Source organism: Kitasatospora sp. NPDC059722, from assembly GCF_042733235.1.
Taxonomy (GTDB): domain Bacteria; phylum Actinomycetota; class Actinomycetes; order Streptomycetales; family Streptomycetaceae; genus Kitasatospora.
In genome coordinates this window covers 77,509-98,841 of sequence record NZ_JBHWGD010000002.1, presented here as the reverse complement: position 1 = coordinate 98,841, position 21,333 = coordinate 77,509, and the positions used below count along the sequence as shown (strand labels likewise).

At 73.3% G+C, this 21,333-nt stretch carries 21 protein-coding genes and 1 pseudogene; 10 read left to right on the top strand and 12 right to left on the bottom strand.

The window, feature by feature from the left end; all coding sequences use genetic code 11:
* Window positions 1–225: 225 nt before the first annotated feature.
* On the top strand, window positions 226–1,083 hold the full coding sequence (locus ACFV4F_RS01710) for an S-methyl-5'-thioadenosine phosphorylase (protein WP_380500070.1): 858 nt from the start codon (window positions 226–228) through the stop codon (window positions 1,081–1,083).
* Here the strand turns inward: ACFV4F_RS01710 and ACFV4F_RS01705 are convergent.
* Window positions 1,046–1,477, bottom strand: coding sequence for a hypothetical protein (locus ACFV4F_RS01705; RefSeq protein ID WP_380436592.1), 432 nt, complete (start codon window positions 1,475–1,477; stop codon window positions 1,046–1,048). The genes ACFV4F_RS01710 and ACFV4F_RS01705 overlap by 38 nt on opposite strands.
* Complete coding sequence (locus ACFV4F_RS01700) at window positions 1,477–2,586, bottom strand: molybdopterin-dependent oxidoreductase (RefSeq protein ID WP_380500152.1); 1,110 nt, start codon at window positions 2,584–2,586, stop codon at window positions 1,477–1,479. The genes ACFV4F_RS01705 and ACFV4F_RS01700 overlap by 1 nt, the downstream gene beginning before the upstream one ends.
* A 234-nt stretch (window positions 2,587–2,820) precedes the next feature.
* Between ACFV4F_RS01700 and ACFV4F_RS01695 the strand changes: the two genes are divergently transcribed.
* Window positions 2,821–4,149 (top strand): glycosyltransferase 87 family protein, encoded by a 1,329-nt coding sequence (locus ACFV4F_RS01695; protein WP_380500069.1) that lies wholly within the window; start codon window positions 2,821–2,823, stop codon window positions 4,147–4,149.
* 315 nt (window positions 4,150–4,464) lie between these two features.
* Here the strand turns inward: ACFV4F_RS01695 and ACFV4F_RS01690 are convergent, their stop codons facing one another.
* The 3 genes and pseudogenes from ACFV4F_RS01690 to ACFV4F_RS01680 form a co-directional block, all read right to left on the bottom strand.
* Window positions 4,465–5,124 carry an SAM-dependent methyltransferase gene (locus tag ACFV4F_RS01690; protein WP_380500068.1) on the bottom strand — a complete coding sequence of 220 codons (660 nt, stop codon included), beginning with the start codon at window positions 5,122–5,124 and terminating at the stop codon, window positions 4,465–4,467.
* A complete protein-coding gene (locus ACFV4F_RS01685; protein ID WP_380500151.1) occupies window positions 5,121–5,684 on the bottom strand; it encodes a DUF2064 domain-containing protein in 564 nt (187 codons plus the stop codon). Before ACFV4F_RS01685 ends, ACFV4F_RS01690 begins: the two co-directional genes overlap by 4 nt.
* A gap of 174 nt (window positions 5,685–5,858) precedes the next feature.
* A pseudogene (locus tag ACFV4F_RS01680) lies at window positions 5,859–6,578 on the bottom strand (glycosyltransferase family 2 protein); the annotation flags it as partial.
* Between the two features lie 173 nt (window positions 6,579–6,751).
* On the opposite strand from ACFV4F_RS01680, the gene ACFV4F_RS01675 reads away from it, so the two are divergent.
* From ACFV4F_RS01675 to ACFV4F_RS01665, 3 genes are all read left to right on the top strand, one after another.
* Window positions 6,752–7,483 carry a response regulator transcription factor gene (locus ACFV4F_RS01675; protein ID WP_380436586.1) on the top strand — a complete coding sequence of 244 codons (732 nt, stop codon included), beginning with the start codon at window positions 6,752–6,754 and terminating at the stop codon, window positions 7,481–7,483.
* Window positions 7,480–8,637 (top strand): sensor histidine kinase, encoded by a 1,158-nt coding sequence (locus ACFV4F_RS01670; RefSeq protein ID WP_380436584.1) that lies wholly within the window; start codon window positions 7,480–7,482, stop codon window positions 8,635–8,637. The genes ACFV4F_RS01675 and ACFV4F_RS01670 overlap by 4 nt, the downstream gene beginning before the upstream one ends.
* Before the next feature lie 70 nt (window positions 8,638–8,707).
* The gene (locus tag ACFV4F_RS01665) at window positions 8,708–8,923 is read left to right on the top strand and encodes a hypothetical protein (RefSeq protein WP_380436583.1); all 216 of its coding nucleotides are present in this window, start codon (window positions 8,708–8,710) and stop codon (window positions 8,921–8,923) included.
* 27 nt (window positions 8,924–8,950) lie between these two features.
* On the opposite strand, the gene ACFV4F_RS01660 is transcribed toward ACFV4F_RS01665, so the two are convergent.
* The 3 genes from ACFV4F_RS01660 to ACFV4F_RS01650 form a co-directional block, all read right to left on the bottom strand.
* Complete coding sequence (locus ACFV4F_RS01660) at window positions 8,951–10,006, bottom strand: NAD-dependent epimerase/dehydratase family protein (RefSeq protein WP_380500067.1); 1,056 nt, start codon at window positions 10,004–10,006, stop codon at window positions 8,951–8,953.
* A gap of 102 nt (window positions 10,007–10,108) precedes the next feature.
* Entirely contained in the window at window positions 10,109–11,140 is a 1,032-nt protein-coding gene (locus ACFV4F_RS01655) for a hypothetical protein (protein ID WP_380436579.1), read from the bottom strand.
* 176 nt (window positions 11,141–11,316) lie between these two features.
* Complete coding sequence (locus tag ACFV4F_RS01650; protein ID WP_380500066.1) at window positions 11,317–11,937, bottom strand: SMI1/KNR4 family protein; 621 nt, start codon at window positions 11,935–11,937, stop codon at window positions 11,317–11,319.
* Window positions 11,938–12,055: 118 nt separating this feature from the next.
* Between ACFV4F_RS01650 and ACFV4F_RS01645 the strand changes: the two genes are divergently transcribed.
* Window positions 12,056–13,531, top strand: coding sequence for a PQQ-binding-like beta-propeller repeat protein (locus tag ACFV4F_RS01645; protein ID WP_380500065.1), 1,476 nt, complete (start codon window positions 12,056–12,058; stop codon window positions 13,529–13,531).
* A gap of 135 nt (window positions 13,532–13,666) precedes the next feature.
* Window positions 13,667–14,452 carry a DUF1963 domain-containing protein gene (locus tag ACFV4F_RS01640; RefSeq protein ID WP_380436574.1) on the top strand — a complete coding sequence of 262 codons (786 nt, stop codon included), beginning with the start codon at window positions 13,667–13,669 and terminating at the stop codon, window positions 14,450–14,452.
* Between the two features lie 12 nt (window positions 14,453–14,464).
* On the opposite strand, the gene ACFV4F_RS01635 is transcribed toward ACFV4F_RS01640, so the two are convergent.
* Entirely contained in the window at window positions 14,465–14,668 is a 204-nt protein-coding gene (locus tag ACFV4F_RS01635; RefSeq protein ID WP_380500064.1) for a hypothetical protein, read from the bottom strand.
* A 193-nt stretch (window positions 14,669–14,861) separates the two neighbouring features.
* Here ACFV4F_RS01635 and ACFV4F_RS01630 point away from each other — a divergent pair, with 193 nt between their 5' ends.
* Together ACFV4F_RS01630 and ACFV4F_RS01625 are read left to right on the top strand one after the other, a co-directional pair.
* Complete coding sequence (locus ACFV4F_RS01630) at window positions 14,862–15,959, top strand: hypothetical protein (protein WP_380500063.1); 1,098 nt, start codon at window positions 14,862–14,864, stop codon at window positions 15,957–15,959.
* 125 nt (window positions 15,960–16,084) lie between these two features.
* Window positions 16,085–17,668, top strand: coding sequence for a purple acid phosphatase family protein (locus ACFV4F_RS01625; RefSeq protein ID WP_380500062.1), 1,584 nt, complete (start codon window positions 16,085–16,087; stop codon window positions 17,666–17,668).
* A 45-nt stretch (window positions 17,669–17,713) separates the two neighbouring features.
* Here ACFV4F_RS01625 and ACFV4F_RS01620 read toward each other — a convergent pair whose 3' ends face one another.
* The 3 genes from ACFV4F_RS01620 to ACFV4F_RS01610 form a co-directional block, all read right to left on the bottom strand.
* On the bottom strand, window positions 17,714–18,283 hold the full coding sequence (locus ACFV4F_RS01620; protein WP_380500061.1) for a PIN domain-containing protein: 570 nt from the start codon (window positions 18,281–18,283) through the stop codon (window positions 17,714–17,716).
* 1 nt (window position 18,284) lies between these two features.
* Entirely contained in the window at window positions 18,285–18,749 is a 465-nt protein-coding gene (locus ACFV4F_RS01615; protein ID WP_380436568.1) for a helix-turn-helix domain-containing protein, read from the bottom strand.
* Window positions 18,750–18,877: 128 nt separating this feature from the next.
* Entirely contained in the window at window positions 18,878–19,855 is a 978-nt protein-coding gene (locus tag ACFV4F_RS01610; RefSeq protein WP_380436567.1) for a DUF5937 family protein, read from the bottom strand.
* Between the two features lie 87 nt (window positions 19,856–19,942).
* Here ACFV4F_RS01610 and ACFV4F_RS01605 point away from each other — a divergent pair, with 87 nt between their 5' ends.
* Window positions 19,943–21,211 (top strand): MFS transporter, encoded by a 1,269-nt coding sequence (locus ACFV4F_RS01605; protein ID WP_380500150.1) that lies wholly within the window; start codon window positions 19,943–19,945, stop codon window positions 21,209–21,211.
* The last annotated feature ends 122 nt before the right edge of the window (window positions 21,212–21,333 follow it).

Here is a 21,333-nt window from a genome sequence, read left to right as displayed (position 1 = left end):
GCCGGCGTTTCCCCAGCCTCGCCGGCGGGGGGGGGGTGTGGTTCCAACCGGAGCCCGTACACACACCCGCCCGGCGCCGGGGCCCCCCCCGGGGGGCCCGCCGCCATTCGGCCGCAGCGGCCCGCGGCGCCGCGAGCCGTAAGACCGACGTAATCGAGGTCCCGCTTCCGCCGGGGGCGCCGCCTCCTACAGTGGCCGGGACGTCTCCGAGGAAGGGCACGAACGATGACGAACGATCAGCGACTCCCGCGCGCCGAACTGGGTGTGATCGGCGGATCGGGGCTGTACGCGCTGCTGGACGACGTGACCGAGGTGCGCGTCGACACGCCGTACGGGCCGCCGAGCGACGCCCTGTTCCTCGGCGAGGTGGCCGGCCGCCGGGTGGCGTTCGTGCCGCGGCACGGGCGCGGCCACGGGCTGCCGCCGCACCGGATCGACTACCGGGCCAACCTGTGGGCCCTGCACGCACTCGGTGTGCGCCAGGTGCTCGCGCCGTGTGCGGTGGGCGGGCTGCGGCCGGAGTACGGGCCCGGCACGCTGCTGGTGCCGGACCAGTTCGTCGACCGCACCTCCGGCCGGGTGCAGACCTACTACGACGGACTGCCGCTGCCGGACGGCTCGCTCCCCGAGGTCGTGCACGTGTCGATGGCCGACCCGTACTGCCCCGCCGGGCGCCGGGCGGCGCTGGACGCGGCGCGCGACGCGGCCTGGGAGCCGGTGGACGGCGGGACGCTCGTGGTGATCGAGGGCCCGCGCTTCTCCACCCGCGCCGAGTCGCGCTGGTTCTCCGCGAACGGCTGGTCGGTGGTCGGCATGACCGGGCACCCCGAGGCCGTGCTGGCGCGCGAACTCGGGCTCTGCTACACGTCGTTGGCGCTGGTGACCGACCTGGACGCCGGGGTGGAGGCCGGTGAGGGCGTCACCCATGCCGAGGTGCTGAAGGCCTTCGCGGGGAACGTCGACCGGCTGCGCACCGTGCTGTTCAAGGCGCTGGAGAGCCTGCCGGCCGACCGGGACTGCGTCTGCTCGCACGCGCTGGACGGACTCACGACGGGTCTGCCGGGCGTCGCCGCCGGGGCCTGAGGCCCTGGGTGCGCCACCGCCGGACGAGCGCGACCAGCAGCGCGACGACGGCGGTGGCGGCCAGCACCAGCAGCAGGTTGCGGCCGTAAGGCAGCGGCAGCAGCGTGGAGTTGCCGTGGTCCGTGCCGTCCCGCAGGACGGCCGGCAGCCCGACGGCCGTCACCGCCGCCGCGACGACCAGCCACGCGCGCAGCACCGGGCCGCGGGCGTAGCGGGCGCCGATCAGGCAGAGCAGCGGCAGCCACAGGCCGTCGTGCAGGACGACTGCTCCGACGGCCCACACCAGGACGTCGAACGGGGCGGTGATGTAGGAGTCGGCGAGCAGGCCGGAGAGGCCGAAGCCGAGCAGGGCGAGGCCGCCGAGCAGGAGGGCGGCGCGCAGCCAACGGGGCATCAGACGACCTCGATCCGTTCGATCCACTTGGTCTGCAGCACGCCGGGCCGGTTGGGGGCGATGACCCGCGCCGGATAGCCGTGGTCGGCCTTCAGCACCTCGCCGTTGACGCGCAGGGCGAGCAGTGAGAGCGGGTCGACGGCGTACTCGGACGGCATCTCCATCACCCGGTAGGGCCCGTTGGTCTCGAACGAGGTGAAGCGCAGTGCGGACCCGGCCGGGGCGCCGGCGCGCTCCATCAGGTCGGCGATCCGGACCCCGCTCCAGCGGGCCGTCGCGCTCCAGCCCTCGACGCAGGCGATCGGCAATTCCACGTCGTGCTGCGGTAGTTGACCGAGCTCCGCGAGGGTGAGGGTGTACGGGCGGGGGCCGTCCACGCGCAGCCGCCAGTCCGCGGGGGCGGTGACGGTGCCGGCCTGGGCGGCGGTGCGGTTGACCGGCAGGCCCTGCGGGCCGATGTCCGGGCGGCGCGGGGCGAGCAGGTCCAGGCCGCTGAGGAAGGGCACCGTCTGCCCGGCGGTGGTGAGGGTCACGACACCCGCGGCGGCCGTCACGGCGGTCAGGAAGGCGCGGCGCTGCGGGAGCCCGACGGCCGGGCGGCGCCAGTGCCGGGCGATGAGCGTGCCCTTGGCGGCGATGTGGACGAGGAGCCCGCCGGTGGCCAACCAGGCCAGCCAGAAGTGGGTTTGGCGGAACGGGAACGGCCACGGGTACCACTGGAGCGTGTTGAACAGCCCGGTGAACACCTCCAGCAGCATCGCCGCGACGAGGACGAAGATGCCGAGCCGCTCCAGCGCGTGCAGCACGCTGCGGGCGGGCGGCCACTCGAAGAGCCGCGGGTAGACCGTCCACAGCTTCGCCCCGAGCAGCGGGATCGCGGCCAGGCCGCTGATCACGTGCAGCCCCTGGGTGACCTGGTAGCCGCCCACCGGCCGGCTCTGGAGGTACGGGACGAGCCAGGTCGGCGGGTCCTGGAGGGCGTGGCTGACCAGGCCGGTGAGGAAGCAGACCAGCAGCGCGGCGCCGAGCCAGCGGCCGAGCACGACGGTGGTGCGCGGCTCGTGCAGCGCCGAGCGGAACTTCCCGTCGCGGAACGGGCCGCGGCGCAGGGCGTCGGGCGGCGGCGGGAGCGGGAGGTCGTAGCGGCGGGACGGACTGGGGGAGCTCGGGCCGGGGGAGCTCGGGCTTGGGGAGCTCGGGCCGGGGGGTTCGGGCGTCTTCGGGTTCACGTGCCCATGGAACCCGTCCGGGGCCCCGCGGCGGCGCTCCGACGTGCTTACGGAATCCGAACGGCGCCACGTCGCGGCGGCCCGCCCCGGCCCGGCGGTGGCAGGGTGGGCGCCGTGCTCACTCGTGCCCTCCTCGCCCTCGCCGCCCTGGTCGGAGCCCTCGTCGTGACCGTCACGGGCGGTGGCGCGCTCGACCATCGCGCGCCCCTGTTCGTCTGGTACGCCGTCGACGCCGGGCTGTTCGCGCTCGCGCTCGTACTGCTCCGGAAGGTGACTGACCGTCAGGTCGTGCCTCTGGTGCTCGCGGGCAGCATCGCCGTCGCCGCCGTCGGCCTCCTCGCGCCGCCGCGCACCAGCGACGACGCCTACCGGTACGTCTGGGACGGCCGGGTGCAGGCCGCCGGGATCTCCCCGTACGCGCACACCCCCGACGACCCCGCACTCGCCCGGCTGCGCGATCCCGGGCTCTGGCCGACGGGCGGGGAGTGCGCCGGCTGGGACGAGCGGCGGACGGCGGCCGGGGACTGCACCCACATCAACCGGCCCGCCGTGCACACGATTTACCCGCCCGTCGCGGAGGCGTGGTTCCTCGTCGTGCACCCGTTCGGCGGCGGGGTGCGCGGGGCGCAGGCGGCCGGCGCGCTGCTCGCGGTCGCGACGACGGGGGCGCTGCTCGTGGTCGGGCGGGGGAGCCGGCGGGCGGCGCTGTGGGGGTGGTGCCCGGGTGTGACGGTGTGGGCGGTCAACGACGCGCACGTGGACACGTTGGGCGCGCTGCTGCTCGTGGCCGGGCTGGGGTGTGTGGTGCGACGGCGCCCGGCGGCCGGGGGGCTGTTGGCCGGAGCCGCCATCGCGGTCAAGCTGCTGCCCGGGCTGGCGCTGCCGGGGGTGCTCGCCCGCCGGTCCGTCCGGGAGAGCGCGGTGCTGCTGGCGTGGACGGTCGGCGCGTTCGCGCTCTCGTACGTCCCGTACGTCGCCGCGTCCGGCGCCGGGGTGCTCGGGTACCTGCCGGGCTACCTGCGGGAGGAGGGCTACGAGCAGGGGCACATCGACCGGTTCGGGCTGCCGGCGCTGGTCCTGCCGGACGCGCTGCTGCCGTGGGCGGCGGGAGCCGTGCTGGCCGGGGTGGCGCTGTGGGTGCTGCGGCGCGGGGACCCGGCGCGACCGTGGTCGGGCGCGCTCCTCGTCACCGGGACGGCACTGCTCGTCGTGGCGCCGTCCTACCCGTGGTACGGGCTGCTGGTGGTGGCGCTCGTCGCGCTGGACGGGCGGTGGGAGTGGCTGGCCGTCCCGGCGGCGGGGCAGGTGCTCTACCTGACGGGCGGGATCGAGGCGCAGCAGGCCGCGTACGGGGTGGCGCTGGCGTGCGTCGTGACGGGCGGCGCGGTGCGGCGGTGGGGCGGCCGGCGGGCCGCTCGGCGGGTGCTCGCGCGGGCGGTGTGAAGGGGGTGCCCGTCCCGTGGGGCTGGTGCCCGTCCCGTGGGTCCGGTGCGCGGACGGCGCGGGACGGGTGCCGTTGACGTGCAGGTCCGGGCACCCGCCGTGGCGGGTGGGGAACGCCGGGTAGGCGTCGGTTCGGGGGTCTTGTCCCCGCCCGGGGCTTCTGGCAGGCTCGGCCGCGACGCCGCGAAGGGTGCCGCCGGGGCACCCCTGACCGAGGGGCCGAGAGGCGGTTGGGCGACAGCCGCACGCGTGACGCACGAACGGCGTCCTGCAAGGCTCCCTGGACCCCGGCCCAAATCCATGCCCGCGTCCGGCTCAGGCCTTGCGCAGGGCGAGGAAGCGCCGGCCGTGCGAGGTCCAGCGCTCGGCCTCCGCGAGGCCGGCCGCGCGGGCGCGGCGCAGGGCGGCGCGGGTGCCGAGGCGGGCCCACGGGAACGGCGGGCCGAGGCGGCCGTCCGGGCCCTCGACCCGGACGACGGCGCGCTCGTCCGTCTCCGTCGCCTCCACCTCGACGAGCAACAGGCCGTCCGCGGCGATGAGTTCGGCGCCCCGGCGGAGCAGGGCGAGCGGGTCGCCGCCGATCCCGAGGTTGCCGTCGGCCAGCAGTGCGGCGCCCCAGCGGCCCTCGGCGGGCAGCCGGTCGAAGACCGAGCGGCACAGGGCCGGGCCGCCGAGGCCGAGCGTGCGGGCGACGGCCGCGCCGGTCACGTCCACGCCGAGCGCCGGGACGCCGAGTTCGAGCAGCGCGGCGACCAGGCGGCCGGGCCCGCAGCCGAGGTCGAGCACGGGGGCGGAGAGCCGGGTGCAGCGCAGCAGCAGGCTGTGGTCGGCCCCGGTGGCCGGGGTGCACCAGCGTTCGACGTCGAGCCGGAGGCGGTGGCCGTCGGCACGGCGGAGCCAGAGCGGGCCGCGGCCGGTGCGGACGGCCTCGGCGAACGGGTCGTCGACCCAGGGGGTGGTGGCGGTGATCGTCAACGTGGCATCCCGGTGGGAGAGTCGACCTGCAGAGCGGTGGTGGGTGTCAACTCATCGCCCCCGTGGCTGAGTTCGAAGTCGACCTGCAGAGCGGTGGTGGGTGTCAACTCATCGCCCCCGTGGCTGAGTTCGAAGTCGGCGAGGCGGGAGCCGAAGCGGCTGTGCGGGGCTTCGGCGGCGACGCGGCGGGCGTCCTCGGCGGTGTCCACGTCGGTGAGTTCCAGAAGGTGATGGACCGTCAGATTTGCTGCGGCGAGACGGTCGAGGAGGTGGGCTCCGGTGTGCGGCGTGGACATCGGTACGCCGCGCAGGAGTCGGGCGGCGAGCGGAGCCGTCGGCCGGGCCAGGCCGAGGGCCCAGAAGCCGCCGTCCGCTGCCGGGCCGTACCACGCGTCGACGCCCGCGCGCCGGGCGGCGGACAGCGGTTCGGCCAGTGCCGCCGCGCTCAGCTGCGGGGTGTCCATGCCGACCAACAGCGCGGGCGCGCCCGGGGCGAGGTGGGCGGCGTCGGCGAAGGCCGCCGCGAGCCGCTCGTCCAGGCCGCCGCCCGACTGCGGCACGACCTGCCAGCCCGGCGGCAGCCAGTCGCCCGGTTCGCCGTCCAGCACCAGCAGGCGCAGCCCGGCCGGGACGGTGGACAGCGTGTGCAGGGTGTCGCCGAGCGCGGCCTCGGCCAGACCGGCGGCCTGCTCGGGCGTGAACGGCGGCGTGAGCCGCGTCTTCACCCGGCCCGGGACGGGCGCCTTGGCGATCACCAGCAACGTGGGCGGCGGCGCGGCCAGCACCGCCCGCATATCGCGGACGGCCTGCCGGGTCCCGCGCAGGGTCCCGGTGACCTTGGAGCGGCCCGCGCGCGGCAGGTAGTGGACCGGCGTCTCGGCGATCCGCATCCCGGCCGCCGCCGCCGTGAGCACCATCTCCAGCGGGTAGCCGGAGCGCCGGTCGCCCAGGCCGAGCGCCAGCAGCCGCTCCCGGCGGGCGGCCCGCATCGGGCCGAGGTCGTGCAGCGCCGCCCCCGTGCGGGCGCGCAGGCGGCGGGCGAGGACGGCGTTGGCGAGCCGGGCGTGCACCGGCCAGGCCCCGGCCGTCGACGGGCGCCGCCGGCCGAGGACGAGGTCCGCCGCGCCCGCCAGCACCGGCTCGGTGACGCGCGGCAGCTGGGCCGGATCGAGCGAGCCGTCGCAGTCCAGGAAGCACACCAGCTCGGCGGTGGCCGCGAGCAGCCCGGCGTGGCAGGCGGCGCCGAAACCGCGCCGGGGCTCGGCCACCACCGTCGCGCCGAGCGAACGGGCCAGCTCGGCCGAGCCGTCCGTGGAGCCGTTGTCGACGACGATCGCCCGCCAGCCGGCCGGGATCCGGCCGAGCACCCAGGGCAGCGCGGCGGCCTCGTCCAGGCACGGCAGGACGACGTCGACGGAAGGGGGAATGGGGGTGGGTGAGGTCACGCGGGCCACGCTAGGCGCCGACGGGCCGCGTGCGGGGGCACCGGCGCCTTACGGAACGCGGACGTCGTGTCGGCTGGCCCGTCCGGGTGATCTCGTCCGGCAGGGCTCGGGGATCTTACGGAAGGCGAACGCCCGTCCCGTCCGGTCCGCACCCGGCGCCGCCACCTCCTATCCTCGGCGAGGTGAACGACGTCTCCCGCATCCTGGTGATCGACGACGACCCGACCGTGGCCGAGGTCGTCGCCGGCTACCTCACCCGCGCCGGCCACCTCGTGGACCGCGCCGCCGACGGCGCCGAGGGGCTCGCCCTCGCCCGCAGCGCGCCCCCGGACCTCCTGGTGCTGGACCTCATGCTCCCCGGCCTCGACGGGCTGGAGGTGCTGCGGCGCCTGCGCGCCTCCGCCGAGGGCGCCGGGCTGCCGGTGGTGCTGCTCACCGCCAAGGGGGACGAGGCCGACCGGATCCTCGGCCTGGAGCTCGGCGCCGACGACTACGTCACCAAGCCGTTCAGCCCGCGCGAGCTGGTGCTGCGGGTGCAGTCGGTGCTGCGCCGCGCCCGGGCCGGCGCGGCCCCGGCGGGCTCGGCGGCTCCGGACGGCGGCCCGCTGCGCTCGGGGGACATCGCCCTCGACCCGAAGGCCCGCCGGGCCCAGCGTGGCGAGCGCGAACTCTCCCTGACCCTACGGGAGTTCGACCTGCTCGCGTTCCTGCTCCGGCACCCCGGCACGGTCTTCTCCCGGCAGGACCTGATGCAGCGCGTCTGGGGCTGGGACTTCGGCGACCTCTCCACCGTCACCGTCCACGTCCGGCGGCTGCGCGAGAAGATCGAGGACGACCCTGCCGCGCCCGCGCTCATCACCACCGTGTGGGGCGTCGGCTACCGCTACGACCCGGCCGGCGGTGGTGACCGGTGAAGGACGTCCTGCTGATCGCCCTGTTCGCCGCCCTCGGCGCCGGCGGCGCCGGATTGCTCGGCTGGGCCGCGATCCGGCTGCTGCGCCGGCGTTCCGTCGCGCTCTCGCTGTTCACCGTCGCCGTGGTGACCGTCCTCGCGGTGACCTCGGGCACCTTCGCGGTGGCGCAGGCGATGTTCCTGTCCACCCACGACTTCGGCGTGGTCGTCACCGTGCTCGGCATGGCCGCCGTCGTGTCGCTGCTCACCGCCGCCCTGCTCGGCCGCCAGGTGGTGGCCGGCAGCCGGGCGCTCGCCGTGGCGGCCCGGACGGTCGGCAGCGACGCCGGGTTCACCGCGCCGGACCAGCCGCTCGGCACCGAACTGGCGGCTCTGAGCGAGGAGTTGGCCGCCACCAGTGCCAGGCTCGCCGAGTCCAGGGCGCGCGAACAGGCTCTGGAGCGCTCGCGCCGGGAGCTGATCGCCTGGATCTCGCACGACCTGCGCACCCCGCTCGCCGGCCTGCGGGCCATGGCCGAGGCGCTGGAGGACGGCGTCGCCGACGAGCCGGAGCGCTACCTCGTCCGGATCCGCACCGAGGTCGAACGGCTCACCGGGATGGTCGACGACCTGTTCGAGCTGTCCCGGATCCAGGCGGGGGCGCTGTCGCTGTCGGTGGCCCGGGTGTCCGTCTACGACCTGGTGGACGACGCGCTCGCCGGCGCCTACCCGCTGGCCCGGCGGCGCGGGGTCCGGCTGGAGGGGCGGGAGGTGGCGGCCGAGCCCGTCGAGGTGGACAGCCGGGAGATCACCAGGGTGCTCGGGAACCTGCTGGTCAACGCGATCCGGGCGACCCCGGAGGAGGGCGTGGTCGCGGTCGCCGCCCGGCGCGAGGCGGACGAGGTCGTGCTGTCCGTCACCGACGGCTGCGGCGGCATCCCGGAACAGGACCTGCCGCGCGTCTTCGAGACCGGCTGGCGCGGCGGCGCCGCCCGCACGCCCCGGCGCGACCCGGGCGAGGGCGGCGACAGCGGGGACAGCGGCGGCGGGCTCGGGCTGGCCATCGTGCGCGGCATCGTCGAGGCCCACGCCGGGCGGGCCGGCGTGCGCAACGTCGACGGGGGCTGCTGCTTCGAGATCGCCCTCCCGGCGCCGAGGGCGGCCTCGCACGCCTAGTGTCGAGGGTGGCCTCGCACGCCTAGATTCGCCGTGTGGCAGGTGCCACCGCGGCATCAGGGAGATGGGCATGGCCGACTTCTTCGAGGACCTCTCCCGCAGCCTGAAGGCCGGCCCGCCCCTGCCCGCCCAGGGGCCGGTTCACGACAGCGCCTACGAGAAGGTCTTCGGCGGCGAAGCCCTCGAACCGGCCGCGGGGGAGGGAGCCTGGACGGGCGAGGAGACCGCGGCCGTGCGCGAACTCCTCCGCGCGGGGCTGGAGCTCTGGGAACAAGCCGTGCGTTGAGCGTGACGGTGGTTCCGTCCGCCGCGGTCACGCCCGCAGGGGTGCGGCGGCGAACTCCTTCATCCCGGTGTGGAACGGCACTTGCGGGCGCCACCCGAGTTCGGTGCGCAGGCGGGCGGAGTCCGCGGTGATGTGCCGGACGTCGCCGAGGCGGTACTCGCCCGTCACCACCGGTGCCGGGCCGCCGTACGCCTCCGCGAGCGCCGAGGCCATCTCGCCGACCGTCCGGGGCTCGCCGCTGCCCACGTTGTAGGCGCGGGCGCTGCCGGGCGGCCTGGCGTCGATCGAGGTCAGGGCCACCAGGTTGGCCGTCGCGACGTCCTCGACGTGGACGAAGTCGCGCCGCTGGCCGCCGTCCTCGAACACCCGGGGCGCCTCGCCCCGTGCCAGCGCCGAGCGGAACAGCGACGCGACCCCCGCGTACGGGGTGTCGCGCGGCATCCCCGGACCGTAGACGTTGTGGTAGCGGAGCGTCAGGACGGTGCCTCCGGAGGCGCGGGCCCACGCGGAGGCGAGGTGCTCCTGGGCGAGCTTGGTGGCGGCGTACACGTTGCGCGGGTCGGCGGGCGCGTCCTCGGTGACCAGCCCGGGGGCGAGGGCGGTGGCGCAGACCGGGCAGGGCGGCTCGAACCGGCCCGCGTCCAGGTCGGCCGGTCGGCGCGGGCCCGGCGCGACGTCGCCGTGCGCGGGGCAGCGGTAGCGGCCCTCGCCGTAGACGACCATCGAGCCGGCCAGGACGAGACGCCGGACGCCGGTGCGGGCCATCGCGGCGAGCAGGACGGCGGTGCCGAGGTCGTTGCAGCCGGCGTAGGCGGGCGCGTCGTTCAGGTCCAGCCCGAGGCCGACCATCGCGGCCTGGTGGCAGACGGCGTCCACCCCGTCGAGCGCCTCCTCCACGGCGGCCGGGTCGCGGACGTCCCCGTGCAGGAACGGCACGCCGTCCGGCAGCTCGGGGGGCTGCGCGGACGGATGCACGGCGGGCAGCAGTGCGTCCAGCACCCGCACGCCGTGGCCCACCGCCGTGAGGGTGCGGACGACGGCGGAGCCGATGAAGCCGGCGCCACCGGTGACGAGAATCTCCATGCCGTGGAACTTAGCTGCGCGGGGCGGCTGTTCGGGGTGCTCGGCTCCGTTCGTCAGCCTTCGGTAATCCGTGCGGGCCGGGAGCTCCTCCGCGGGACGGCCCTACGCCGTGCCGTCATGCAGGTTCCGCACCGCTTCACCAAGCCGGATCAGGACGTCTGCGGTCCTTTGCAGCGCGGGCTCGTTCGGGTGAACGACCAGGTCGCGGAGCGGGTCCCAGAGCGGGTTGACGAACCAGTTACTCGGAGCCTCTTCCATGATCTTGCAGAGTTTCTCCATCCGTTGGGCAAGCTGGGGATCGGCTCCCAGGACGGGGAACGGGGTGGCGACGAGCGACGTGGCGCCGCCGGCATCGGTCACCGTCACCGTCAGGCCCACGGTGACCACCGTGCCGATCGCCGCCGGCAGCCGCACCTCCAGAAGACTGTCGGTGGTGCTGCCGATCACGGTGCCGCCGGCCGCGCTCCAGGAGTAGGCCAGCGTCGCTCCCCGAGGAACACCGGTGACGACCGCCTTGAGAATGGAGGTCCCGCCGGCGACGGGGACTTCCACGCACTCGCTGGTCGGGAGTCTCTCGATGGACAGCGAAAGTTCTTCGAGCTGCCCGGCGAGACCGCTGACGGTCAGGTTGTTCAGGTAGAGCCGGCCGTCGATGGAGGCCGAGAAGTCCGCTGTCAGCCCGTTGGCGGCACCGAGCGTCGCCAACTGCACGTCGAATGCGTAGGGGCGCAGGTCCTGAGGCCCTCCGGACTTGCTCAGCGCCGGATTCAGGGACGTGAGCTTCGCTGAGATCTGTCCGCCGACGCCCGTGATGGTGGCACTTCCGGCGCCCTTGATCTTCACGCCGACCGGGCCGTTCGGGAGCGAGGGGACCCACTTGATGCTCGAGTCGTCCAACTTCACTCCGGTCATCTGAACGGCAAGCGGGCTCTGCAGGCTCGGAATCTGCAACCGCTGCGCATCCATGACGAAATCCAGCGAGCCGGACGCTTTGTCGAACGCAACTGCGGGAACGCTCGCCTTGCCCGTCTTGTCGACGATCGGTGCGTCATTGTCCGGTGCCTTTGCCTCCCAGCTGAAGCTCAGGTCGAGCAGGAGACGGGTGGCAGCTCTGAGATCTTCGATTCCTGTCACAGCGGTCTCGATTCATCGGTGAAGGGCGAGGCGAGCGGTCAGCTCGGCCTCGACGGACCCACCCCTTCCAGGAGACCTCAGTCGTTCGATGCGCGCGATTCCGCTGCCAGGGGCTACCTCGACCCGTGCGCACAGGAAGTCGGGCCTGCCGACTTCCTGCGCACGCTTGGTGCGGATCAGATCCACGCGGGCTTCCAGCCCAGTTCGCGGGACTCGTCCACCGTCGCGACGACCGGATTCTCGGGGCCGCCGAGACCCTCGTGCCACGTCAACGCCGGGGTGCCGGACGCCAGAGCATCGGCGATGTCGGCGAGCATTGAGCCCACGCTCTCCCAGAGCGGCGTGCCGAGGCCTTGGCGTTCGTGATCCCAGAGGAAGACGGCGCCCTGCCACTCGCCGGAGCGCAGATCGACGAGCAGGCCGTCGCCGCCGGGGCTCAACGCGATCGGCATGAACCCGGGCAGGAACGTTTCCTCAACGGCGCCCTCACTCGCACTCTCACCCGCACCCTCACCCGCGCTCTCCTCGGCGACCAGCAGCCAGATCTCCCGGGTCTCCAGAGCCTCCTCCAGGCCCGTCGGCGCGAACTCCCCCGGGAGCCAGAAACCGGCGCTGACGCCCGTCAGCCCCCACCAGGCCCGCAGGTCCCCGGGCAGCACCAGCCCGAGCTCCCGCGCCGCCGCATCGAGCCTCGCCGCGTCCACAGCCGGCACGGCGGGCGCCGGCCGGACGTGGGCCCTGAGCCACGTCCCGATCCGCGACGACGACTCCCGCACACCATGAGCGATCGCATCCATGGCCCACAGTCTCCTCTCGCATAGCCGAAGGGTGGTGCACAGGAAGTCGATGGATCCGACTTCCTGCGCTTGTCGGCCTCTGCCATGATCATTCGACACGTCTCGGGGGAGAAGCGGCATGGCGGGGAACATCAAGGACCGGCTCAAGGTCGACCAGGAGATCCTGGGGGTGGTCTCGGGCGGGGTGTTCGGCGCGCTGTTCCTGGTGCTCGGGCTGGGGGCGCTGTTCGGCGGGCACTACGGCTACGGCGGCGATGCCGTCGCCTCCATGGGGTTCATCGCCATCCTCGGGCTGATGGTCTGCGGCGCCGGTCTGCTCTACGCGCTCTTCCATCCGCGCTTCGGCCTGCCGTCCGTCGCACTCGGCACGCTGATCGGCCTCGGGATCTTCGTCCACTTCGCCGGCCTCGGCGTCAAGGACGACTGGACGGCCCCGCCCGACCGGCCCTCGGACATCCGCGCCATCGGCAGCTGGAGCACCGGGGACCTCGTCGTCCGCGCCCGGCCCGACAAGGTGGTGGCCTACCGCGCCACCACCGGCGACACCGCCTGGAGCTGGACCCCGCCCGCCGAGGACTCCGTCTGCGCCATGAGCCGCGAAACCGGCCACGGCATCGGGCTGTTCGCCCACGGAGCCCACGGCCGTCCGTGCGCCACCGCGATCGCGCTCGACCTCGCGACCGGCACCCCGCGCTGGACGGCGAACCTCGACGCTCCCCTCCGCGCGGGCGACACCGCCGCTCCCGGACTGCTGGCCGTCGCCGGCGACCGCGCCGTCCTCCAGGAGACGGGCGGCTGGCGCGCCGTCAGCCTCATCGACGGCAGCGCCGCCTGGCGCAGCGCCGTCGACCCGGACTGCGCACCGCTGCGGGTCGCCGGCGGCCCGGACACCGCCGTCACCGTCGCCCAGTGCACCAAGGGCGGCCCCGTGCTGCGGACACTGGCCCCGCAGGACGGGCAGGAGCGGACGCACACCGTCCTGCCGCTCGCCAACGGCCTGAACGACGCGGCCGTCCTCTCCGCCGACCCGCTCACCGTGTGGGTGGACGAGCAGGGCGACCGCGGCACGCACGCCGTGCTCGCCTTCGACCGCGCGGGCAAGGTGCGCAGCACCATCCCGGTCTCCGGGGACGAGTACGACCTGGACGTCACCCTGGGCGGCGCCCACGCTGTCCACCAGTTCGAGGCCCGCCCCGCCTACGGTGCGGTGGTCGTGGGCGACCTGCTCGTCGTGCCGGGCGAGAAGCCGGACGATGTCACCTTCGGCGGTGCGAAGCACAACAGCCGCCACGCGACGGGCCGCCTGGTCGCCTATTCCCTCGCCGACGGCGGCAAGCGGTGGACCGCCGGGCTGGACGACCAGGTGACCGGCCTGGCCGTCGACGGCACCCGCGTCTGGGCGATGACCCGCAACTCCCTGACCGGCGTCGACACCGCCACCGGCCATGAGGACGAGAGCCTCGCCGTTCTCGGCACCGAGTCGGACGACCCGTCGGACCTGGCCCCGGACGGCCCCAGCCGCTTCACCGTCGTCGCCCAGGACGGCACCACCGACGCCGAGCCTCCGGTACGGGCCGTGGCGGTGCCGAGGTAGGTGCGGTCGGCGTAGGCCGCGCGCGAGAAGTCGGGCCCGCCGACTTCCTGTGCGGCTCCGGCCGAATCTCCGGTGCGCCCGGCCTCCGGCCCCCGGTACCGTCCGCGGGTGACCCGTCGAACTCCACCGCGCCCCTTGAACGTCGAAGCGCTGTTTCCCGAGCTCGCGCCCTTCCGCCGGGAGACCGTGCGGCTGCACCCGCGCTCGGGCCGGCCGACGTGCCGCGACAGCTCGGTCGGCGGGCCGCTGCTGTGGCCGGCGCGGGAGCCGTGGCCGGAGTGCCCCGAGCACCCGGGGTCGCCGATGGTCGCGGTCGTCCAGATCTTCCGCGCCGACGTGCCGGACACCGTGCCCTTCCCGGAGGGGCGGGACCTGCTCCAGGTGCTGTGGTGTCCGCGCCGCCATGCGACCCAGTGGGTCGTCCCGCTGGTCCGCTGGCGCTCCGCGGCGGAGGTGGGGGAGGTGCGGCAGACCCCGCCGGCGCCTGCGGACGCCGGGTACGGGCGGGTGCCGCGTCCTTGTGTCGTGCACCCGGAGACGGTGACGGAGTACCCGAGTTGGGACCTGCCGGACGAGCTCTGGGACGCCCTGGACGCCCGCTTCGAACAGGTGGAGGCGGAGACGGGCTGGCACTACCAGGACCACCTGTCCACCGCGCCGGGCACCAAGCTGGGCGGCTACCCCGGCTGGTCGCAGGAGCCGCGGTGGCCGGTCTGCCCGCTCTGCTCGACGCCGATGGACCACCTGCTCACGGTGGACAGCACCGAGGAGCACGACAACCGGCAGGCGTGGACCCCGGTCGAGGACCGCGACGTCAGGTGGGAGGGCGCGGACCTGAGTCTCGGCGACCTGGACAGCGTGCGCCTGTTCGAGTGCCGTACCTGCCCCGGGCGCCCGTTCGCCCATCGTTACGGCGCGTAGGAGCCCGCCGGCTCACGGCTGCTCGGTGCTGCCGTCGCGGTCGAACTGGTCCAGGTACGACTCCGGTGCCATGTCCGTGCGGTGCAGCAGGGAGAACACCTCGCTGCCGTGGGCCGGGCCGCCGTCCGCGTCGAGGACGAACACCTGGGTGAGCGGCAGCAGTTCGAAGCCGCCGTCCTCCGCGTACGCGGCGGCCTCGCGCTCGCCGAGCGCCATCGCCTCGTCGAAGGAGCCGGCGCGCCAGAGGGTCCCAGGACGGCACGAGCGGCAAGCCCTCGGTGCGTGGCGTGTACCGAGCAGGATGCGCCGGTGGCGCTGGACCGATCGGGCGGCGCATGCAGCGGAGTGGTTCGCAGACGGCGAGCCTCGGAATGGCTGATGGGTTGAGCACCCGATTTCAGGAGCCGATGTGACCATTGATCCGGCGGACGACGCGAGGACAGCCGACACCGACCGCCGCGTTCAGCGGTGGCAGAGCCTCATTACCCTGGCCGGCTCCGCCGTGGGTATGGCCTTTGTGATCCTGTACTCGGGGTATGTGCTGTTCTACGAACGGGTGGGGGTCAGGCCGGAGGACGTCGGATTCGACCGGCTGGCCGTGTCGGCCAGGACGGCGTCGCTGGTGTTGATCGCGGTCGCGGTCATGGTGATCTGGTTCGTCGGGGCGCCGCTCTGGCGCATCATGAGGCAGCCGCAGGCCCGGAAATTCCTCCCGATCACCATCTTCGTGCTTGCTCTCCTCGTGGTGGTTGTCCTTCTGTCACTCGGCGAGATCCCCGTTCACCAGATGGTGATCATGTCCCCGGTGCTGCTCATCGTCGGACGTTTCTACGAGGAGCTGGTACAGCCCAAGGACCCCGGGACGGCGCCGCCAGCGGGTGGGGCTCCGGCTGTGGGCGGGGCTCGCTGGAGGGCGAGGTTCCGCCGGTGGGCGGCGGCGGTGGGCGGCGGCGGTGGGCGCGGCCGACGGCTGATGTTCGGGCTCGCGGTGGCGGTGGCTCTTGCGGTGGCACTGTTCCTTGAGGAACTCACGGTGATCCACAAGGTCGACGCCGCGCGGACAAGCGGCGACGAGGTCGGCCCGATCTCGTTCTTCATCTACCCGATGCTGGACATCTCGGCCGATCCGGCGCGCGTCTCCTGGCTCGACAAGGACAATCCGCCGCCGGTCGACCTGCTCGACCCCAGGCTGCTCTACCTCGGGCGGAACGCGGACTCGGTGTCGTTCCTGGCGTGCGGCCACGCCGTCCAGGTGCCGCCCACGAAGGTGTCCGTCCAACTGCGGGACCCCGTGCTGCGGGACCGAGTGGATCCACCGGACAAGCGACGTGAGTGCTTCTGCACCTGCGTGGACAAGGCCCAGCCGAACTGCCCGGCCTTTCTGCACCCGTCGGCGGCCGCTACGGTGACGCCTACGCCGGTCCCCACACCGACCCCCACACCGACCCCCACCCCGACTCCGAGGCCTTCGGCCTCACGGGACCCGGTCCCGCCGGTCCGTCCCTGAGGCCGCTCGGCCGGGGTGGACCACCGTTCAACTTCCGTTCGCCGGACGCACTGTCCGAAGTGGTCCGCCGGTACCGTCCGCCGTGGGAGTCTCCTGGGCGTTTCTCGGAGCCCATGGAGGCGGCAGTGTCACATCCCTCGCGCAGAACGGTCCTTCGGACGGGTACGGCCGCCGGCGCCCTCGCGGCGATCCCGGCGTCCACCCTGCTCTGGACCCAGCCCGCCGTCGCCGGCACGCCCGGCCCCGAGCAGGTCCACCTCCAGTGGGGCGACGAGCCGTCCACCGAGATGACCGTCTCCTGGGCGACGGCGGCGAGCGTGAGCCGCCCGCGCCTGCGCCTCGGGACGCCGCGCGGCGGCGGCGGGCGCAGCGTCGACGCCGAGACGCGGACGTACGTCGACGGGCTGAACAAGGTCGAGACCTTCACCCACCACGTCCGGCTGCGCGGCCTGAAGCCCGACACCACGTACGTCTACGACGTCCTGCACGACGGTGCCCAGCCGGTGCGCGGCACCTTCCGCACCGCCCCCGGGCGCGGCCGTGCCGCGTTCCGCTTCACCAGCTTCGGCGACCTCGGCACCGGCGACAACGTGTTCGCGAAGTCCTCGATCCACGGCGCGGCGGCCGTCCGCCAGGTCGAGCAGTTCTCGCCGCTGTTCCACCTGCTCAACGGCGACCTCGCGTACGCCAACAACAACCCGCAGCTCCAGCCGCAGTGCTGGAACGCGTTCATGAACAACCTGTCCAAGTCGGCCGCCAGCCGGCCCTGGATGCCCGCGCCCGGCAACCACGAGGTCGAGGCGGGCGGCGGCGACCTCGGCTACGCCTCCTACCTGACCCGCTTCGAGCTCCCCGACAACGGCACCCGCGACTACTGCGGCAACTGGTACGCGTTCCAGGTCGGTTCGGTGCTCTTCCTGAGCCTCGACGGCAACGAGATCGCGGTCGAGGACGACGCCAGCATCGACCCCGCCACCGGGCAGTCCATCTACATCAGCGACTACAGCGACGGCGCCCAACTGCGCTGGCTGGAGCGCACGTTGTCGCGGGCCCGGGGCGGCAGCGCGGTCGACTGGATCGTCGTCAGCATGCACCAGTTCGCGATGTCCTCGTCCGCCGCCAGCCACGGCGGCGACATGGGCATCCGGGAGAAGCTGATGCCGCTGTTCGACCAGTACGCGGTCGACCTCGTCCTCGCCGGCCACGACCACGACTACGAGCGCACCCACCCCGTGCGCGGCACCGAGTCCGGCGGCCTGCTCACCCCGTCCGTCGCCGACGACGACCTGCGGCAGATCGACACCTCGCAGGGCACCGTCCACCTCATCCTGGGCGGCGGCGGCACCGCCGGCCACGACGACAAGTACCTGCCGGCCGACGGCGACGGCGTCCGCGAGGCCTTCGTCCGCACCCAGCGGCTCACCTTCAAGGCCGACCCGGACGCCAAGGAGAAGGCCACCTGGTCCGCGGTGATCGACCCGGACACCAACCACCCCTACGGCGTCGCGGTCTTCGACGTCGACCCGGGCGTGCTGCCCGGCAGCCGCACCACCATCACCGTGAGCTACTACCACTCGGCCCCGGCCACGGCAGCCAACCCGGTGCCGACGCCCGTGCTCTACGACCAGTTCACCCTGTACCGCGACCGCAGCGACGGCTGGGGCGACGACGAGAACAGCGATGCCAGAGTCGCGGTCGGCCGCCGGTAACCCATCGCGTCCTTGAGGGCCCGCCGCGCACGCCGCGCGGCGGGCCTAACTCTCTTCTGCAACCCACCCGAGGCGCAAGGCGGCCACCGACTGCCTCAGGCCGGACCTCTCAAGCTGGCTCAGCACGTCGTCGAGCGTCTGTGGCGGCTTGCGTCGGCTCAGCGCGATCTCCTGGACGCACGAGTAGACGACGCGCTCATCCAGCCCGATGAGGTCCATGACGAAGTCATCGGCACTCTTCCGCTCGATGTCGAACGAACCGAGGTAGTCGACGGGAAAGTCCTTTCGGTTGTTGGTGACGATGACTTGGGCTCCCGCCCTGATCGCCGCGGCCAACACGTGTCGATCGTCGGGATCCGGGAGCTTGAGCCCCTCGATCAGGGGCTCGAACCCCGTGACGAGGCAGTCCCGGACCGCCTGAACCATCAGCTCTCGACGTCGCTGGAGCTTCTCCGGTGGGATCTGAAAGTCCTTGACGAGGTTGCGATCGACCTCGTCAAGGATGGTGTCAGTCCATTGCGCGCGCACGAGCCCCCGTAGCGAGACACGCATGAGGAGGTCCCTCAGGGTGTTCGGGTACAGCACGCACGCGTCATAGATGACGACGAAGGCCATGTCAGAGCAGCCCCAGCTCCTGGTCCAGTTGCATCAGCTCGTCGGCGGCGTCCTTCCGTGCCGCGTCGTCCTCGCGAAGGTACTGGCGAAGAGCGTCGACACGAATGCGGCGGTGGCGGCCTACGAGCCGGTAGGGGATCTTCTCGGACTCCAGCAGTCCGATGAGGTAGGGGCGGGACACGTTCAGCATGTCGGCGGCCTGCTGAGTGGTGAGCTCCGCATCGACCGGGATGATCTGGACGCCCTGTCCGTTGGCGAGGGCGGCCAGTATCGAGGCGAACATCTCGGCCACCGGTCTTGGGAGCACCAGAGTCTCGTCCTGCGCTCCTGTTTCGAGGTGTACCTGGATGTCCTTGTTGCTGCGACCTGTGTGCGAGAGGTAGTCGTTGATCCGGCTGAGGGCCCGCCGAGCATCGCCCGCATCGACGGCGCCGGGTTCGATCTTCCTGCCTGTGACGGTTCCCATGGCTTCCCTCCGCTGTCCTAATCGAAGTATTCGCAATAAGTGAAGCATTCGCAACAGCGCTTCGGGGTGCTATGCCCTCCCAGGTCTCCTGCTCGGACGGAGGACGGGAAGGCTGCAGCCCCGGGGCGTCAGGGCCGGTCGAGAAGGGCGGCTCCCAGATCGGTGACGGTGTAGTTCACCTCGTTGCGGTAGCGGTGGCCGGTCACCAGCCCGGCTTCGCGCAGCACGGCCAGGTGCTGGGAGACGGCTCCCGGGCTCAGACCGGTGCGTGTCGCCAGTTGGGTCGTGGTGCTGGGCGAGCCGGTGTAGGCCAGGATCCGGGCCCGGCTGCGGCCCAGTAGCCGGGCGAGCGCACCCGTGGTGGCCTCCTGCCGCTCCCACAGGGTGCCGACCGCCCGGGCGGGGTAGATGGCGATCGGCGGTGATGCCGGGTCGCTGGTCACGAGCACGGAGTGGGCGGTGAAGACGCTCGGCAGCAGCGGGAGGCCCCGGCCGCGGAGGTCGATGGCGGTGTCCAGCCGGTCGTCCAGGAGGAGGCGGTCCCCGGCCCAGCACAGCGCGGGGTGGAGGTTCCCGAAGAGGGACTGCACACCGCCACCGGAGAACTGGCGGGTGCGGTACGCGATGTCCGCCTCCAGTACGGCCCGCATGCGCGGCCAGTGCGGGTGGATCGCCGCCTGCCACCATCCGCGGACGGCGTCGACCAGCCGAGGCAGCGCCGACTCGGGGTCGGCGGCCAGCAGCCGGGCGAACGGCGAGGGCGGCGCGTACCGGAAGCCCGCTTCGAGTTCGGCCCGGACGCGGGCCGGCGGGGTGGCCAGGACGACTGCCAGCTCCTCCTCGATCTCGCCGAGCGAGCAGCCCGGTGGCGGTGTCAGGAAATCGGGCAGGCAACTGCTCGACCACACGATGGCTCTCAGCGGAGCGGTCCGGCGGGCGAGGCCCTCGTCCCGGACCAGCTGCCGGGCCTGCCCGATCCAGGGCAGGTGGACCGGGTGGTGCCCGGGCTCGCGCAGCACCCGGAGGCTGGAAACGGTCTCCCACAGCGGCGAGACCGCGAACCTGACGGAGGCGACGTCATCGACGTCGAACCGCACCTCGGTCATGGGGCTCCCTCCCCGCACAGGTGTTTTCGCCCAGACTAAAACACTGGTCGGCCAGGTCGTCCGATGGTGGTGTTGCCGACCGTGACCATGATCAGAGATCGTTCGAGCCTGTTCCTCCACCGGGACTTCCGACGGCTGTGGACCGCCGACGCGGTCAGTCAGCTCGGCGGGAGCGTGACGCTGGTCGCGCTCCCGCTGGTGGCGATCGGAACGCTTCACGCCACGCCGTTCGAGATGAGCCTGCTCGTCGTGTGCGAGTACCTGGCCGCGCTGGTCATCGGGTTGCCGGCCGGCGCCTGGGTGGACCGGATGCGGCAGCGCCGCGTGATGGTGGTCGGCGACCTCTGCCGCGCGGTGCTGCTCGGGTCGATACCGCTCGCCGCGTTCCTGGGCACGCTGACCCTGCTCCAGCTGTACGTGGTGGCGTTCGGGATGTCCGTCTGCACCGCGTTCTTCGACACGGCGTTCCAGAGTCACCTGCCGCACCTGGTAGCGGACGAGCAACTGGTCGAGGGCAACGTCAAGTTGGAGACGACGCGCAGCATCGCGCAAGTGGGCGGTCCGGGTGTCGGAGGGATCGCGGTGGGAGCGCTCACCGCGCCGGTGGCGATCGTCGTGAACGCGGCCACCTTCGTGCTGTCGGCCCTGTCACTGGCCCGCATCCGCACGCCCGATCCGCGGCCGCGCAGCGGCGCCGGCGGCGGGAACCTGCGGTCCGAGATCGCCGAGGGCCTGCGCTTCGTCCTCGGCCACCGGCTGCTCCGCGCGATCACGATCAGCTCGGCGCTCTCCAACATGTGCGGCACGATCAGTGCGTCGATGCTGCTGGCGCTGCTCGCCGGTCAACTTCACCTCTCGGCGTTCCTCTGCGGCCTGGTGTTCAGCGCGGAGGCGGTGGGCGGCCTGCTCGGAGCACTGTGCGTGGAGCGGATCACCGCCAAGTTGGGCCAGGGCCGGGCGATGTGGCTCTCGATGACCCTGAGCAGCGTGTTGTGGCTGCTCGCCCTGCCGATGTACCAGGCGGACGGGCGGTTCGCGATCGCCGTCGCGCTGAACGGCCTGGGCTGGGCCGGCTTCATGACCTTCCGGGTTTCGAGCGTCGCATACCGCCAGCGGCTCTGCCCGAAGCCGCTGCTGGGGCGGATGACGGCATCCTTCCGGTTCGTCGTCTGGGGGCTGATGCCGGTCGGCGCACTGATCGGCGGCGTGCTCGGACAGAGCCTCGGCGTCCGGCAGGCCATGTGGGTCGGCGTCGTGGGCGAGCTCCTCGCGGTGCTGCCGATCCTCTGCTCGCCGCTGCGGACCATGCGCGACCTGCCCGTCGCCGAGAAGGAGGCCGTGCCGGCGGTTGTCTGATCCCGCCTCGGGACCCTCTGCGCGGGGACTAGGCCGGATGGGCATACCCCGCCGCGGGGTGTGTGGTTCAGGCGGCGTCGAGGGGGTGCAGTGGCAGTGTCTTATAAACAAAAGAACCAGCC